The sequence below is a fragment of the Capnocytophaga haemolytica genome, assembly GCF_001553545.1.
Classification (GTDB): Bacteria; Bacteroidota; Bacteroidia; order Flavobacteriales; family Flavobacteriaceae; genus Capnocytophaga; species Capnocytophaga haemolytica.
The window spans coordinates 1,767,917-1,784,534 of the sequence record NZ_CP014227.1 but is presented as its reverse complement, the minus strand read 5'-3'; the positions used below and the strand labels follow the sequence as shown (position 1 = coordinate 1,784,534).

Sequence of the window (16,618 nt, the reverse complement as noted above, 5' to 3'; positions counted from 1 at the left end):
AATAACTTTGTTTATAAGGGACTAAAATAACGTCTTAGGAAGGTTGTTTTTGGGGCGTTAATAGCTTGTTATAAAATAAAAAAGAACTTTTTTCTATATTTGTCAATAGGTAAAGCCGTGAAACTCACAAAGATTACGAGAATTGTTAATAACTATGTTGATAACTTCTGCGGGTAGGTGGATAATAATCCAATAAAAAGTCGTTACTTTGCGCTCCGAAAAATAAAAAGTTATGAACGAAGAATTAGATATTTGGTGGCTCAATGAAGAGTCAGAACAGATCCTCAACCGAGGATATTTGCTTAAAGGTGAGAGCGTAGAGGGTGCTATCGACCGCATCACGCACGCTGCCGCAAAAAGATTGTTTAAACCCGAATTGCAACCTGCATTCAAGGAGATGATCACTAAGGGATGGATTAGTTTCTCTTCTCCGATATGGGCTAATATGGGTACCGAACGAGGACTGCCTATTTCGTGTTTTAATGTGCACGTTCCCGATAGTATTGAGGGGATTACCCATAAATTGGGCGAAGTTATTATGCAAACGAAGATAGGCGGCGGCACTTCGGGCTATTTTGGCGAATTACGCAGTCGTGGCTCGGCTGTAACGGACAATGGCAAGTCAAGCGGAGCTGTTAGCTTTATGAAGCTCTTCGATTCGGCGATGGATGTCGTATCTCAGGGCGGTGTGCGGCGCGGCGCGTTTGCAGCTTATTTGGACATCGATCACCCCGACGCTGAGGAATTTTTACAGATAAAAGATGTAGAATTCCCCATTCAGAACCTGTTTTTCGGGCTCTGCGTACCTGATTATTGGATGCAGGAGATGATTGAGGGGGATATGGAGAAGCGGCGCCTTTGGGCACGCGTTCTTGAGTCGCGTCAGCAGAAGGGGCTCCCTTATATCTTCTTTACGGATAATGTGAACCGCAACCGCCCGCAGGTGTACAAGGATAAGGATATGATTATCCGCTCGAGCAACCTTTGTAGCGAGATTATGCTGCCATCGAGCGAGGAGGAGTCGTTTATCTGCTGCCTCTCGTCAATGAACCTCGAGCTTTTCGATGAATGGAAGGATACTAAGGCGGTGAAGCTGGCAATCTTCTTCTTAGATGCGGTGCTCTCGGAGTTTATCGAGAAAACTAAGGGCAATTACTACTTGCAATCGGCACGCAACTTCGCCATAGCGCATCGTGCGGTGGGGTTAGGCGTTTTGGGTTATCATTCTTACTTGCAACGCAATATGATTCCGTTTGAGAGCTTTGAAGCTACGCAGTTCAATGCGCGTGCCTTTAAACATATACGCGAGGAGGCTGAAAAAGCTACTAAAGAGCTTGCACATATCTACGGTGAGCCTGATCTGTTGAAAGGATACGGCAGACGCAATGCAACCACGATGGCGATTGCACCTACTACCTCAAGTTCTGCTATCTTGGGGCAAGTCTCTCCAGGGATTGAGCCTTATTCGAGCAATTATTACAAGGTGGGGCTATCGAAAGGGAATTTTATGCGTAAGAATAAGTATTTGGCGCAATTACTTGAAGAACGCGGACTGAATAACGAAGATGTATGGCGCAGCATCCGTCTTAACAACGGATCGGTGCAACATTTGCAGGAACTTACCCCTCACGAGAAGAATGTCTTTAAAACCTTTAAGGAAATCTCGCCTATGGAGATCGTTTCGCAAGCAGCGCAGCGACAAGCGTATATTGACCAAGCGCAGAGCCTTAATTTGAATATACCTTCGGCGATGCCTATCAAAGATGTCAATAAAGTGATGATTGAAGCCTGGAAATTGGGTGTAAAGACGCTTTATTACCAACGAAGCCAATCGGTGGCTAAGGAAATGATGATGAACTTCGTGAATTGTAGCAGTTGCGAAGCATAACACGCTCTTATAAATATAAATCAGATGAAAAGAACGTATGCAGGCATTCCTGAGGAGAATGCTACCTTAAAGAATTCGAAAGTAATGTTAGTGACCGTTCCTTACGACGGAACTTCTACTTGGGGCAAAGGTGCTGACAAAGGACCTGAGCTGTTTTTGGATGCTTCCGAAAATATGGAGCTCTACGACATAGAAACCGATACGGAGCCCTACCTGAACGGGGTGTATATGGCTGGTGAGGTTTCAGAAAATAGCACGCCTGAGGCGATGACTGAAGCGGTGTATCAAAAAACGAAAGAACTGCTCAAGCACGAGGATAAACTCTTTACGCTTTTCGGGGGAGAGCATTCTGTATCAATAGGTTCCATCAGGGCAGTGGGCGAGAAGTACGAGAAACTTACGGTTTTGCAGCTCGATGCGCATACGGATTTGCGCCCCGAGTACCACGGCTCCACTTCAAATCACGCGTGTGCGGTGTTTGAAGCTAACCAGAAGCATCGATTGGTGCAAGTGGGTATTCGCTCGATGGATATTGAGGAAAAACAATACCTCCCGAAGGGTCGCGTTTTCTTTGCGCATAAGATCGCTAAAGATCCGAAGTGGATTAATAAGGTGCTCGATAAGCTCTCTGGCAATGTGTATATTACAATTGACCTTGACGCCTTCGATCCTGCCATAGCGCCTTCAACGGGCACTCCTGAGCCAGGTGGATTGCAGTGGTACCCGACGCTAAAACTGCTGCGCAAGGTCTTTAAGAAATGTAACGTGGTTGCTTTTGATATTGTCGAGCTAATGGATAGCCCACAGGCGAAGCCCACCGCCTTCTTAGCGGCAAAATTGTATTATAAAATGCTGGCTTATCACTTTAAGTATAAGCGATAGCGCGCTTTACTTGATAAAAAGAACCCATCAGAGCATTATTTTTATTTTATCACGGATGAAAATAATGCTCTGATGGGTTCTTTTTATGTCTTTATGGGTCAAAATAACGAACCGTTTAATTCATTTGATGCTCCGTTTAGTTAAAAGAAAGAACCGTTCAGTCAATTTAATGCTCCGTTTAGATAAAATCATCAAACGTTTAGATAAAATGACTGAACGTTTAGGTAAATAAGCTAAACGTTTGATGTCTTTCATTAAACGGAGCACCTTTTTTGTTAAACGTTTCATCATTTTGATTAAACGGAGTATCTTTTTTGCTAAACGTTTCATCATTTTGATGAAATGAAGCGTCATTTTAATAAAAAAGAGCTCCATTTTCATAAAATGAAGCTCCTTTTAATTTGGAGATGTAACACTTTTAACTAATTTCTCGATAAAATCGATTGAAGATAATCTTAAACCACTCGGTGTATTGGTCGGGATGGCGCTCCATATCGGTTTTTACTTGCGCTGGTGCTTGCCAACGATACGCCATTACTTCCTCGGGATTGATGGTTGGTTCACCGTCATAATGCCCTACTAAAATATGATCGAGCTCGTGTTCCGTAAGCCCGTTGTCAAAGGGCGTCTTATAGATAAACGAGAGCACATCCTCCAACGGAACGCTAAATCCCATCTCCTCTTGTAGCCGTCGCTGCCCTGCTGCTACATTTGTTTCGCCTTCCCGCTGATGACTGCAACAGGTGTTCGTCCATAGGCGCGGCGAGTGGTATTTATGGGCTGCGCGTTGTTGCAATAAGAGTTCGCCCCGCGCATTGTAGATAAACACTGAGAACGCCCTATGTAGCACTCCCTTTTCGTGTGCTTCCATCTTGGGCATCAGTCCGATGACTTGATCTTGCTCATCTACCAATAATACGTTTTCTTCCATAATGATTTATTGTAACAGGAAAGTCGCTACTCAACCTTGGCAGTGCAGCCCTCAGTGATGCCCCACTTGTCCGCCATACCACCATTTACCTCGAGCACGTACATTGCAGGCTTGATTGAGGGCAGCGAGGTCTCGTCGTAAGGCTTTGCGTTCTTTGCGATGCTCACCACCTTTTTGTCTTTATCGAAATAGATGATATCGAGCGAGATCTCGGTGTTCTTCATATAGAATGAGCGTGGTGCTTCATCGCTGAATATGAACCACATCCCTTGGTCTTCCGCCATTTGCTTGCGGTACATCAGCCCCAAGTTGCGCTCTTCCTCACTTTTGGCAAGCTCCACATCGAGTTTCTTTACCAGACTATCGCCTTTGAAGAGCGATACCTCTCCTTGCTTTGTAAAGTCGATGTCGTCGATAGTGATTTCCTCAAAAGTCTCGGTCTTTGCATTTTCTCTGGGGAAGAATTTCTCAATTAAAATCACCCCAAAAGCCAAAACTACCAATCCCAGTGCTATGGGCACGAAATATTTTCTAAAAAAATTCATATTTATTATTATTATTTTTCTGATTCTTAATTCCTGATTGCTGATCGCTGACTACTGATCACTGATGGCTGTCTTCCTAAAGAGCAAATAAACCCCTGCGATGATAAACGGAATGCTCAGCCACTGCCCAGTAGAGAGCAATCCGAGCTTATCTTCAAAGCCGCCTTGGCTCTCTTTTACGAATTCCACCAAGAAGCGGATCGTCCAGAGGAGCACTAAGAAGAGTCCGAAGATGTAATACGGCTTATTGCGCTTGTCGGTCTTCCAATACACGTACCACAGCACCCAGAAGAGCACGAAATAGCCTGCTGCCTCGTAGAGTTGCGCAGGATGGCGGTAAGGGATCGCTGCCAAGATGTCGGCATACTGCGGATTGTGCACTATCTGGTAGTAAGCCTCCTTAGCTGTGTTTGCCCCAGTGATGCTCATCGCCTTATAAGTACTCAAGTCCTCGCCTTGCACGAATTTTACCCCCAATGGGAAGGTGTTGCTCACCACTTTGCCGACGATCTCCGAGTTGAAGAAGTTGCCAAAGCGCACAAACATTCCACCGATGGTAATCGGGATCACAATGCGGTCGAGCACCCACGAGAGCTTCATATCCTTGTACTTACGGATGTAGAGGAACATCGCCAAGATGATGCCTATCGCCGCCCCGTGGCTCGCCAGTCCTGAGAAGCCCGTAAGCTCCCAGCCGCCGCCAGGTTTTTCCTTGATAGGCAGGAATATTTCGAGCAAGTGGTGCTGGAAGTAATCCCAATTGTAGAAGAGGCAATCGCCCAAGCGCGCACCTACAAGCGTTGCGATGGCGGTGTAGATAAAGAGCGAGTCGAGCTGCTCGACAGTTTTACCCTCATTGAGGTAAATCTTTTTGGTGAGATACCACCCTAAGCTGAAAGCCACTACAAACATCAAGCTGTAATAGCGGATGTTGATACCCAGCAGGGAAAAAAAGATCTCATTTGAGTTCCATATAAAATTTAAAGTTATCATCTTTATTGATTTGAGGCGGTAAAATTACATCTTTTTGAAAAACTGACCAACGCTTTACCGCATTTTATTTACATTAATGAAAGTTTTCTCCTGATACTTACCAGATTAGCGTTGTTTACTCAATCACTAAGCGCATACGCGTATTGCCATCTTCCTGATGCGCCTCACTGCGGATACGCTTACCTAATACATACTTAGTCCTACGAAGTGCCTCCAGCGAACCACCGAGCTCTACCAGCGCATTCGCTCCCGATTTGCAAATATACTGCACGCCATATATACCATATTCATCCATCATATCCTTTAGCGGATGCTCATCATCGGCATCGCCCGTCTCTATCACATAGCTTATGATCATTCGGTAAGGGGTCAGCCCCTTATCGTTCAATTCCCGATAAATACCTTCCTCCACAGCCTCATAAAGTGTAGTGTCTTTGAGCCTTTTTAGCGTTACTAATTCAATATTTTTCATTATACGTTATGCATTATCAATTATGCATTAGTGTTAGTATCCGAGACGTCTGAGTTCATCGCGCACTTCCATTAGCGCAAAACCGAGCAGGTTCTCACCGCGCCACTGCTTGGGATTACTTGCATTTTCATCCTTTGCCGAGAGACCAATACCCCACACTTTGTCGTACGGACTCGCCTCTACCAGCACCTTATCACCTGTAGAGAGCAAATAGTCGCGCATCGCCTCATTCTGCACAAACTTATAGTAATTACCCGCCAGCACGATGCTGTATTTTACCTTGTTCCATACTCTTTCATCGAAGTTTCGTACCTTTCGCCCCAAAGCCTTCATCGTTTTAGGGTCAGTGGTGGCAAGTATCTCCTTTTCTACTTCCTCATCTTCAAAAAGGGCTGCCTTTTGCGCCATCATATACTGCTCAGCACAAGTGTATTCACCTGCATTTACATAGAAATGTGAAGGTTGCCATTGCGATAAGCAAGCACTACCCACACCCTTGTCATCAGGCTGCCAGAAGAAAATAAACTCGTGCTTCCCATCTGAGTGCTGCAACTCCTCTCGGCTGTATTTATAAGCCCCATAAGGCTGCCAAAAGCTCACGCCACCTTCCCCATAATAGCGTTCTTCATCTTGCTCATCCGCCTCTTCATTCTCCTGCTCGTCATTCCAATTGTTATAATGCCAAAAGATAGGGTAAGGATACGCCTCTTGATAGGCTTGCTGCTCTTCCTTAGTTAGCTTTTCGTACCAATCCCAAAACTTGTAGCGATAGTCTTCACCACCGCCCATACGCCAGCCCATAGAGAACTCCCCGTAAGAAGGATACACCATCCATTGCGGGCGCATTGCTTTTTGTAAAAAATCTTTAGTCATACGTAAATAATATGTTATAGCTACTTCACTATCACCTCAATTTTCTCGGTAGGAACGGGCTGATTATTTTCTAAAATAGGCTTTACCCAATAAATATAGGTATTGTCGGGCGAAACGTCACTATCTTCGATCTGTGTGATATTCCCATTTAAGTTACGCCAGAGTGTAGGCTTGTCGCCTTTTAGGGCTTTGTAGATGATAATTTGTTGAGCGGGCACTTTCAGTTCAAGCCAGCTCAATAGCACCTTCCCTTGGCGCTGCTTGCTGTTTAGCCCTCTGAGAACGCGCTTATCCATCTTAGCACCGTAACTTATACGTATCTCGGGCGAGTAATCCGATAGCAGATGACTGGTATCCTCAGCACGGACGGCATATCGGTAATCGCCACTGAGGGAACGTTTCTCAACATAAGTATACGTCTCTTTCTTGTTGGCAGGCACTCCGTAAATCCACTGCCATTCATCATTGTTTTCTTGCTTGCGGAAGAGGTGATACTTGATGACATCTGTGCTAAAACTCTTCTGCCAAGTGATTTCCCAGCTGCCATTCTTCGTCTCCTTATAATCAGTGATAATAGGAGCCGTAGGTGCTATCTTGTCGGGCTTTACTATCTCAAGAATCTTTGAAGGAGCTGACTGGTTCTTCCTGACATCAATCGCTGTAACGTAGTAATAGACCTTATCGTTAAGCTGTTTGAGGCTGACACTGTCGATTATCTGCGTCTGCTGAATGCTCGACGGCGTTATGCGCATCATCTCCTCGCCTTTGCGATTACCACGAAATACGTGATAACCCTCTAAGTCACGCTCAGTATTAGCTTTCCAACGGATAGTGACCACACCAAGGCTATCAATCGCTCCGCTAACTTCTTGCACCACCGCAGGAGGTGTTTCATCATCGGGTTGCACTAATACCGAGAAGGAGTCCTGTTCGCTACCGTCCTTGCCCACAGTCCTTATCTTGTAATAGTTTGAGGGTAGGGGAGGGGTCACTGTTATTTCCCTCAGATGGCTCGAAATAGGGCTTTGCACAACCTTATAACTACGGTCGTCGGTGGAGTGTAACAGCGCAAAGTGCTTGATATCTTTTTCTTTATCCTTAGGAAATTGCCAAAGAAGTTTAAACTTATCCTTCCCTAAGGGGATACTCTTAGTCAGCTGGGCAGTCTCAGACACTCCCGTGATGCCTTTTCCTTTAATCACCTTCGAATACGGGCTAAACGTTCCAAAGATCGTCTTACCCCGCAAGCGATATGCGTACTCTTTGTTATTTTGAGGGATGGAGTCAATATACAGCATTGTCTTCGAGCCTCCCTCTTGGTGCATCTGCCCGATAGGCGTATCACTCAGAGGCTTGAAGTCGTCTCCTTTCTCCGATCTTTCTATGAAGTAATAATTATAGAGGTGCTGCAAGGTGCTGTAATCCCACGACAAGGTAGCTTTCCTATCTTGGAAAAATCCAGAAAAGCCTATCGGTACAGGCAAAGGCTCATAGCCAGCCATATCAGCACTTACGAAGCCTTCTTCTACTTTTACCTTCTCGTTTTGTAGCAAGGTCACTTTATAGAGATACTTCTCGCCTTTCTGCACTTGCCTGTCAATAAATCCCCAACCAGCAAACTGCGCCACTTCAAAGTCAAGGTCAGCAGCCATTAACGCAAACGAAAAGCGCTGGTCAATCTCGCTTGCCTTATTAGCAATTCCTTCAATGGGATTATTCTTGTTAGTTACCTCTACCTCAAAGCTCTCACCATAAAGCGCTTGGGCTACGATGGCAGCATTGTCGTTCTTTGTTGCCAAAGGTTCCCACTTTTCTAATACAGGCACGTGGAACTCACCTAATAGCACAGGTTCACTCGGCGGTAGCACTTCCCCATTGCGCCCTACTAAGAAGCGCTCCAAGCGAAACCCAATAGCATTGCTCTTCTGCCAAGCAACAGGCTCATCAATAGCCCACCGAAGACGTATTTCATTGGGATGAATCTCTCTAACAACACGAATTTTAGGAGCTTCCACTTGCGAAAAACTCAACTGAAAGCACAGTGATAAACAGATCAGATATAAGTGTTTCATAATAAAAGCAGGTTTAGGCGGCAAATGTACAAAAAATATTACTACGATAAAAACCTTTTCAGAAAAAACAAGACAACAAAAAATCCCAAGCCTTTACGACTTAGGATTTTCCTTAACGCATAACACTACTAAGATTAATAGGCTTATCGCAATCGATCTGCTGATTTTACAAGGCGTTCGTCCCGCTTGATGGCTTGGTTAGCCAAAAACAAAAAAACGATAGAAAGCACGGGCAACGCTACCCCAACACCCTTCACAGAAGGCACGCCTTCTCCAGATGAACTTAGCATTCGAATGAGTAACCCTAATAAAATAAAATTTACTATTGTGTTCAGATTGTTGAGCAAAACCTGCCTTGGTCTTGCCTTATAACTAAAAATCGCATAAAGCGCCATCACTGCTGATACAGTAAATAAGATCCCTATCGCTATGTTGCTATCATAGACATAGCCCCCTTGACCATTTACTGTGAATATAGGTATTATAAGCGGCAACACAGCCCCGATAAGCACCACTATCAGCATAAATATTGTCTGTATTCTCTGTATCATCTTTAGAAAATTAGAAATGAGAAATTAGAAGTAAGAAAGTTCATTGAACATTAATCTCTACCTTAGATTATCAAAGCCATTGCCATACACACCCATCACGTTAGTTTTAGTCACAAACGCCTGTGGGTCGATGGTGCGCACCAAGCGGAAGATAGATGTAGCTTCCGTTCTACGAGCAATAACAATCAGTATCTTCTGTGAGGATTGGGTGTACCATCCGATCCCATCTACCACCGTACAACCGCGTTTCAACTCCGTATTGATGTGTGTGGCAATCTCATCGTAATGCTTTGAGAAAATAAACAACTGAATAGATTGTCGGGCACCGTTGATAACGATTTCTACCATCTGCCACATCAGCGGCAAGAGGATAAGCCCGTAGATAGTCTTTTCGAGCTTCATAGCTTCCTGACCCTCAGGAGCATCTAAGATAAAGTAACCCGAAATCACAATCAGTACATCTACGATCAGCAGTATGCGCGAAATACTGATGCGGTAATACTTCGCCACTAAGAATCCAATGATATCTGTACCTCCTGTGCTACCGTTGGACGAGTATACCAAGCCCAAGCCAGTACCGCAGAGCAGCCCACCGACAATCACCGTCAGGAAGTCGTCGCTGAGCACTGGGTGCGCCTGAAAATAAGGTTGCAAGTACGTCTGTCCATACTTAATCATAAACGACAGGGCGGTGATAGAAATCAACGTTCGTATGACGAACTCCTTGCTCATCACCTTAAACGCCACCACAATCAGTGCCGCATTGATTACAAAATAAGCCGTAGGAAGGTCTATGCCAAACTTATAATTTAGTATCAGCGTAATACCCGCCAAGCCCCCTGTTACAATCTTGTTGGGGATAATAAACCCCGTAAGCCCAAAGGCATAAACCGTTAGCCCTATGAATATAGTGAGGTAATCCTTTATGTAAAAGGACTTTAAGTACTTAATGGTCTTGCTATCACTTATAGCCATAATTCCTATTGTTGATTCTCTTTCAGGGCGCAAAATTACTACTTTTATTTAATTCATAAAATAAAAGCCCTAAAATTTCTGAAAAAATAATTTGATAACGATAAAAATACTGACTTAACAATCTTAGGATAGGCTCGCTTTTATTCTTCTAATAGCCTCAGTGAGTGCCTCTTCTGATGCCGCATACGATAGCCGTATACACTTCTTATCACCAAAAGCCTCACCCGTTACCGTAGCTACTCCCGCTTCTTCCAATAAGTACAGCGAAAAGTCCGAAGCATTATTGATCTGTCTTCCGCGCAGCTGCTTCCCAAAATAATGAGAAATATCAGGGAAAACGTAGAACGCCCCCTCAGGCATACTTAGCTTAAAGCCTTCAATCTCACCGAGGAGCTTCATTACCAACTCCCTGCGTGAGCGAAAAGCGTCAATCATATACTGTATCTCATCCTTAGGCGCCTTCAGCGCTGCGATAGTAGCCCGTTGAGCGATCGCATTTGCACCACTGGTGATCTGCCCTTGCATCTTAGTGCACGCCTTGGCAAGCCACGCAGGGGCACCCATATACCCGATGCGCCAACCTGTCATAGCAAAAGCCTTCGAGACACCATTCACCGTGATAGTGCGCTCGTACATCCCCTCAATAGAAGCAATACTCGTGTACCCTCCCGTAAAGTTGATATACTCATAAATCTCGTCCGAAAGCACAAAAATATTCGGATGCTTCCTCAATACTGCTGCCAGTCCTTCCAGTTCCTCCTTGCTGTAAACAGCCCCACTAGGATTACAAGGCGAGTTGATCCACAGCATCTTAGTGCGAGGTGTGATAGCCCGTTCCAACTGCTCGGGCGTCATCTTAAAGTTGTTAGAAAGCAGCGTCTCAACCTCTACGGGCGTCCCACCAGCCAGCGAACAAATATCTCTGTAGCTCACCCAATACGGTGCAGGAAAAATCACCTCGTCGCCTTGGTTGATCATCGACAGCGCCACGTTCGCCAAGCACTGCTTAGCCCCCGTCGATACCACGATTTGCGAAGGTTGGTATATCAGCCCATTATCCCGAGCAAACTTCTCACAGATCGCCTCCTTGAGCTCCATATAACCGTCCACAGGCGTGTATTTACTGTAATTCTGTTCAACAGCCTCAATAGCCGCCTGCTTGATAAATTCAGGAATGTCGAAGTCAGGCTCTCCCAAGCTCAGCCCGATGATATCCTTTCCTTGGGCTTTGAGTTCACGCGTCTTGGCAGCCATTGCTAAGGTTGCCGAAGTGCCCATACGCTTAATGCGGTCAGATAAATAGTTTTCCATTTGTGATATAATTAAAATCCTTTGAGGGCACAAAGGTACAAATAAAAATAGTACGAACTATCAAAACCAGCTAAAAAATATTTTATCGCACCCGTTCCCCTCTTGTTCACAATGCATTACTCGCTCAGTACCCGCTCACTGCACACCCTTTACGAACTATCTCCACAGACTCTTCCCGCGATCGCCCAACACCCTCCGAACCCATCTCCAAGGATCTCTACAGCGATCGCCAAGGATCCCCACAGTGATCGCCCAGCGATCTCGCTCTCTTTGTGAACAAAGATGGGAGACACATAGAACACACTTCGAACACATCTCGAAGTCAGAACGAAGTCAGAACGAATAAAAAACGACCCCAAGACGAACTGTATGAGGGTTTTATTCGTTGTACTTTGGGTAGCTCTCCTCACTTACCTTGACTCCATCCGAAATAAGTACTGATTTCCAAACACTCATATCCCTTATTTACAGTACATTAAAAACTTATTTAACATTTTTACAACACTTATTGCTGCCCGTTACAAAAAATATTCGTACCTTTGCACTCTCAAATCTAATAACACTGATAACTTATGAAAATCACAAAAAAAATCCTCAAATGGAGCGGTATCACCTTAGTAGTGCTCATTCTGGCAATGATCGCCATTCCGTTCCTCTTCAAAGGCACCATTAAGGACAAAGTGATGGAAGCCGTTAACAAAAACATCAAAGCAACAGCAAGCCTTCAAGACGTCCACATCAGTCTATTCCGTAACTTCCCAAAAGTGCAACTTCGGCTTGATAACTTTGTGATTGCCAACAAAGAACCCTTCGTAGGCGATACCCTCTTTAAGGCAGAAACCATTACCGCCAAGGTAAGCCTTTCCGACCTCTTCGCAGGCAAGTATAACATCCTCGGATTTACCCTGAAAAACGCCGTAGCCAACATACACCTCAACAAAGAAGGTCAAGGAAACTACGACATCGCCATCCCATCCGAAGAAGAAGAAACAACCCCATTTAAGATGAAAATCGAGCAATACAACATCGAGAACCTCGACTTCACCTTTAAAATGGACGATGGCGACCTCCTCTTGCGCGTGGACGACATCAACCACAGCGGCAAGGGCAACTTCGCCGACCAAGTGCTCGATCTCAACACCCACACCAAGGCAAACATCACCTTAGCTATGGCAAAATCAACCTTTATGAAGGCAGTGCCCGTAACGCTCGAAGCAATCCTTGGCATCGACCTGAATCAACAGAAATACACCTTTAAGAAAAACAAAGCCACCGTCAATCGACTCGATTTAGTCTTCGACGGATACCTACAACTGCTCGAAAAAGGGCAACATTACGACCTGACCTTCAGCACACCTACCAACAGCTTCCAAAACTTCCTCGCCCTCATCCCCGAGCAGTACAGCAAGGAGATCGCCGATGTGAAAACCACCGGGCAGCTCACTCTCAAAGGATTTGTAAAAGGAGATATGACCGATGAAAAGATACCCACCTTCGCGCTGGAAATGTACGCCGACAACGCCTCATTTCAATACCCAAGCCTGCCAAAGGCCGTGCGCGATATCACCATCGACCTGAAAGCCACCAATAGCACCGGCATCACTAACGACACCAAGGTGAACCTCAACAAATTCACAATGACCATCGACCGCGACCACTTCGAGGCTCGCGCCGCCGCCAGCAATCTCATCAAAAACCCCTTCATTGACCTAGCACTCAAAGGCACCATTAACCTAGCTTCCCTCAAGCAAGCATACCCCATCTCCATCGATAAGAAGCTCGCCGGTATCCTCCGTATGGACATCGCCACCCAGCTCGATATGCAATCAGTCGAGCACAAACAATACCAAAATATTAAGGCAAATGGCAATTTCTCCCTATCACAATTCGTTTACGCAGGCGAGGAATTTGTAAAACCCTTCCATATCGACCTTATGCAGCTCACCTTTAACCCATCGCACATCGCCCTCTCGCAATTTACCGCAAGAACCGGCGACACCGACCTAAAACTCAAAGGCACCATCGACAACCTCTACGGATTCGCCTTCAAGAAAGAAACATTAAAAGGCAAATTCGAGCTCAACTCCAATAAAATAGTCGTAAACGACTTTATGCAGCCCGACTCTGGCGATAAACCCGCTGAAAAAAAAGCAGAAAAGCCAAAATCTGACACCAAAACCAGCCCAAAAACCCCAGCAACAGAGTCCATCAAAGTTCCCAAATTCCTCGATTGCTCGCTATCGGCAAAAGCTGGCACCGTACTCTATGACAACCTCAAGCTCGCCAACGTCTCAGGAGTGCTCGTCATCAAAGACGAAAAAGTGCGCCTCGAAAACCTACGCAGCGACATCTTCGGCGGCAACATCGCCGTAAGCGGAGGCGTATCCACCAAAGAAGCCACACCCACCTTCGATGTCGATCTAAACCTAAACAAACTCAACATCCCCGACGCATTCTCGCAAATAACAATGCTTGAAAAAATCGCGCCTATCGCAAAAGTCATCCAAGGGAAAATAAACAGCACCATCAACGTCAAAGGCAAGCTAAAACAAGACCTTACCCCCGAGATAAACAGCATTTCTGGCGATCTGATCGCCGCCCTGCTCGACTCCAAGGTCAATGCCCAAGCCTCCCCACTGTTATCATCCCTAAACTCCGAGTTCGCCGGGCTAAACCTCTCCGCCCTTAATCTAAAAGACCTCAAAGCCGCCGTTGATTTCGAAGATGGAAGAGTAAAAATCAAGCCTTTCACCATTAAATATAACGACATAGCCATAGAAGTCGCAGGGCAACACGGTTTCGATCAAACGATGAAGTACGATCTCAAGTTGAACCTCCCACCCAAGATGCTCGGTAAAGAAGCCGAAACATTGATCGCAAAACTCACACCCGCCGAACAGAAAAAAATCCAAACCCTGCCCGTTACCGCAACCATCGGAGGCACATTTAAAAAGCCAACCATAAACACCGATATGAAAACAGCCCTGAAGGACCTCGCAACCCAAGTAGCCCGCAGCCAAATGAACAATCTGGCAGGTAAAGGCGCAGACGCCCTCACCAAAACCCTCGGAGGGGCAGCCTCTGGCACCGCAAAAGAAATCAGCGGCGCAGTGAGCGGAATGATCAAAAACCGCGACAGCACCGCTACCAAAATCAAAGAAAAAGCCAAAGAAGAAGCCAAAAAAGAAGCCAAAAAGCAAATCGGCAACTTCCTCCAAGGCCTCGGTGGCAAAAAAAATGAGTAAACCACCCCAAAACAAACCCCACCAACGCGCAGATATGCGCACACAAACAGTAACTAAATAAACAAATATAAAAATGTATAAATTAGTACTTTTACGCCACGGACAAAGCGAGTGGAATAAGCTCAATTTGTTCACAGGATGGCAAGATGTAGACCTGACACCCCAAGGCGAGCAAGAAGCCCGCGAGGCAGGCCGCGTATTGAAGAGCGAAGGCTTTAAATTTGATGTCGCATACACATCAGTGCTCAAGCGCGCCATTAAAACACTTAACTTTGCCTTAGAAACAATGGGCGACCTATGGCTGCCCACACACAAAAGCTGGCGACTCAACGAAAAGAGCTACGGCGCATTGCAAGGACTTAACAAATCCGAAACCGCTGAAAAATACGGTGAAGATCAAGTGCTGCTTTGGCGTAGATCTTACGACGTGCGCCCACCGCTTATCGAAGAGAGCGACGAGCGCCATCCATCGCACGACCGCCGCTACGACAACCTGAGCAAGAGCGAAAAAACCGCAGGTGAAAGCCTCAAAGACACCTACGACCGCCTTTTGCCCCTTTGGTTTGAAGCCATTGCTCCCGACATCAAAGCTGGCAAAAGCGTCATTATTGCAGCACACGGCAACAGCCTACGTTCCTTAGTGCAATATCTCGACAGTATGAGTGAAGAGGCAATATTAAAGCTCAACATCCCCACCGGAGTGCCGCTCGTCTACGAGCTCGATGCCGAATTAAAACCCATCAAGCACTACTATCTGGGTGATCAAGAAGCCATTGCAGCCGCCATCAACAGCGTTGCAAATCAAGGCAAAAGCAAATAACACATCACTTTGATATCGATAGAAGTCCTGCCCCTTAAAAGGCAGGACTTTTTTATTATATCTTAAACTGCTATCCTACTTATCTCACTTTCTATGTTTCAACTTCTCTAATTATATCCATTATTCACTATCCATACAAATTAAATTCGTATCTTTGCCCCACAGAGATGATTATTTTAAGCTATGAAATACGTTGTTTTACTATTGAGTTCTTGCCTCAGTGCTGTTGTAAGTGCGCAGCAGGTGGTGGATATGCGCGCCGTAGACGTGATTGCGTATAGCAATTCTTCCAATGGATGTAGATTTTATAAGAGAGTAGGGGAGAAAGAGTTCCAAGAAATACAAGTGCGTAGAGCATTGATAGATAGAAGAAATAGCATACTTTCTCGGACTGTTGTAGAAAGTGATGTTATTAGCAAAGAGGACTTGGAAAGCAGATTTAGTGCCATTTATCACAAGGAAGAAATACGCCCCACAAAGATTGAAAATCTCATAGGAAAAACCTTTGAACTGCCTACCAATGAGAAGGACAAAAAAGCTATTTTTAAGCAAGCATTGTATTGCCTTTCAGGGACTTTTTCAAAGAAAAACATCTACAAACTTAGAAGATGATAAACAGTGGCACATAAGTTACCAATTTCAGTATTCCCCTGTGATATATGACTTAGGCAATGAGCGAAAGATATATTCCTTAGCACCTTATCACGCTATGTATATCCCTCTAAATGACAACAATATCTTTATAAATGTAAACTTTAAGAGCGTATTGATTGAAGGAAAAGAAATCTGCAATTACACCCTTTCTTATCAAGAGAATTTTAATAATATCAATATAGGCATAAGAGCCACACTGAGGGCTATGGAAGGCGGCAAATATGAATTAGTCGATACAACAAATGAGAACGTACTTGAGAAAACCTATGACACCATTATTGCTTCTAATTGCTACGTTTTAGGGATTGACAAAGCAAAACCTCTTGATGTTTACAGTGGAGCCTATCAGAAATTGAATTTTGGAAAAGTAAAGTTGCCTATTTGCATAATGGCTGTGCAATAGAAG

General features: G+C 45.0%; 15 protein-coding genes. 6 read left to right on the top strand and 9 right to left on the bottom strand.

Going from position 1 to position 16,618, the window contains the following annotated elements; translation table 11 throughout:
* Positions 1-232 precede the first annotated feature (232 nt).
* Both AXF12_RS08075 and speB read left to right on the top strand, forming a co-directional pair.
* The gene (locus tag AXF12_RS08075; RefSeq protein WP_066430092.1) at positions 233-1,888 is read left to right on the top strand and encodes a ribonucleoside-diphosphate reductase subunit alpha; all 1,656 of its coding nucleotides are present in this window, start codon (positions 233-235) and stop codon (positions 1,886-1,888) included.
* 24 nt (positions 1,889-1,912) lie between these two features.
* On the top strand, positions 1,913-2,770 hold the full coding sequence (speB, locus tag AXF12_RS08070; RefSeq protein ID WP_066430089.1) for an agmatinase: 858 nt from the start codon (positions 1,913-1,915) through the stop codon (positions 2,768-2,770).
* A gap of 418 nt (positions 2,771-3,188) precedes the next feature.
* Here speB and idi read toward each other — a convergent pair whose 3' ends face one another.
* From idi to AXF12_RS08020, 9 genes are all read right to left on the bottom strand, one after another.
* Positions 3,189-3,701 carry an isopentenyl-diphosphate Delta-isomerase gene (idi, locus tag AXF12_RS08060; protein WP_066430085.1) on the bottom strand — a complete coding sequence of 171 codons (513 nt, stop codon included), beginning with the start codon at positions 3,699-3,701 and terminating at the stop codon, positions 3,189-3,191.
* A 26-nt stretch (positions 3,702-3,727) separates the two neighbouring features.
* Positions 3,728-4,246, bottom strand: coding sequence for a DUF192 domain-containing protein (locus AXF12_RS08055; protein ID WP_066430084.1), 519 nt, complete (start codon positions 4,244-4,246; stop codon positions 3,728-3,730).
* Positions 4,247-4,297: 51 nt separating this feature from the next.
* Positions 4,298-5,239, bottom strand: a complete 942-nt coding sequence (gene lgt, locus AXF12_RS08050; RefSeq protein ID WP_066430083.1) for a prolipoprotein diacylglyceryl transferase — start codon at positions 5,237-5,239, stop codon at positions 4,298-4,300.
* 115 nt (positions 5,240-5,354) lie between these two features.
* The gene (locus AXF12_RS08045) at positions 5,355-5,711 is read right to left on the bottom strand and encodes a hypothetical protein (protein WP_066430082.1); all 357 of its coding nucleotides are present in this window, start codon (positions 5,709-5,711) and stop codon (positions 5,355-5,357) included.
* Between the two features lie 33 nt (positions 5,712-5,744).
* A complete protein-coding gene (locus AXF12_RS08040) occupies positions 5,745-6,584 on the bottom strand; it encodes an NADAR family protein (protein WP_066430080.1) in 840 nt (279 codons plus the stop codon).
* 20 nt (positions 6,585-6,604) lie between these two features.
* Positions 6,605-8,656, bottom strand: a complete 2,052-nt coding sequence (locus AXF12_RS08035; protein WP_231909920.1) for a fibronectin type III domain-containing protein — start codon at positions 8,654-8,656, stop codon at positions 6,605-6,607.
* Between the two features lie 143 nt (positions 8,657-8,799).
* A complete protein-coding gene (locus tag AXF12_RS08030) occupies positions 8,800-9,207 on the bottom strand; it encodes a DUF4293 domain-containing protein (protein ID WP_066430079.1) in 408 nt (135 codons plus the stop codon).
* Between the two features lie 57 nt (positions 9,208-9,264).
* A complete protein-coding gene (locus AXF12_RS08025) occupies positions 9,265-10,182 on the bottom strand; it encodes a YitT family protein (RefSeq protein ID WP_066430076.1) in 918 nt (305 codons plus the stop codon).
* 123 nt (positions 10,183-10,305) lie between these two features.
* The gene (locus AXF12_RS08020) at positions 10,306-11,493 is read right to left on the bottom strand and encodes a pyridoxal phosphate-dependent aminotransferase (RefSeq protein WP_066430073.1); all 1,188 of its coding nucleotides are present in this window, start codon (positions 11,491-11,493) and stop codon (positions 10,306-10,308) included.
* A 572-nt stretch (positions 11,494-12,065) separates the two neighbouring features.
* On the opposite strand from AXF12_RS08020, the gene AXF12_RS08015 reads away from it, so the two are divergent.
* The 4 genes from AXF12_RS08015 to AXF12_RS08000 all read left to right on the top strand — a co-directional run bounded on the left by AXF12_RS08015 (position 12,066) and on the right by AXF12_RS08000 (position 16,615).
* Positions 12,066-14,738 carry an AsmA-like C-terminal region-containing protein gene (locus AXF12_RS08015; RefSeq protein ID WP_066430071.1) on the top strand — a complete coding sequence of 891 codons (2,673 nt, stop codon included), beginning with the start codon at positions 12,066-12,068 and terminating at the stop codon, positions 14,736-14,738.
* Between the two features lie 73 nt (positions 14,739-14,811).
* Complete coding sequence (gene gpmA / locus AXF12_RS08010; RefSeq protein WP_066430069.1) at positions 14,812-15,558, top strand: 2,3-diphosphoglycerate-dependent phosphoglycerate mutase; 747 nt, start codon at positions 14,812-14,814, stop codon at positions 15,556-15,558.
* Positions 15,559-15,741: 183 nt separating this feature from the next.
* Positions 15,742-16,170 carry a hypothetical protein gene (locus tag AXF12_RS08005; RefSeq protein WP_066430066.1) on the top strand — a complete coding sequence of 143 codons (429 nt, stop codon included), beginning with the start codon at positions 15,742-15,744 and terminating at the stop codon, positions 16,168-16,170.
* Positions 16,079-16,615, top strand: coding sequence for a hypothetical protein (locus AXF12_RS08000; RefSeq protein WP_145955112.1), 537 nt, complete (start codon positions 16,079-16,081; stop codon positions 16,613-16,615). Before AXF12_RS08005 ends, AXF12_RS08000 begins: the two co-directional genes overlap by 92 nt.
* The last annotated feature ends 3 nt before the right edge of the window (positions 16,616-16,618 follow it).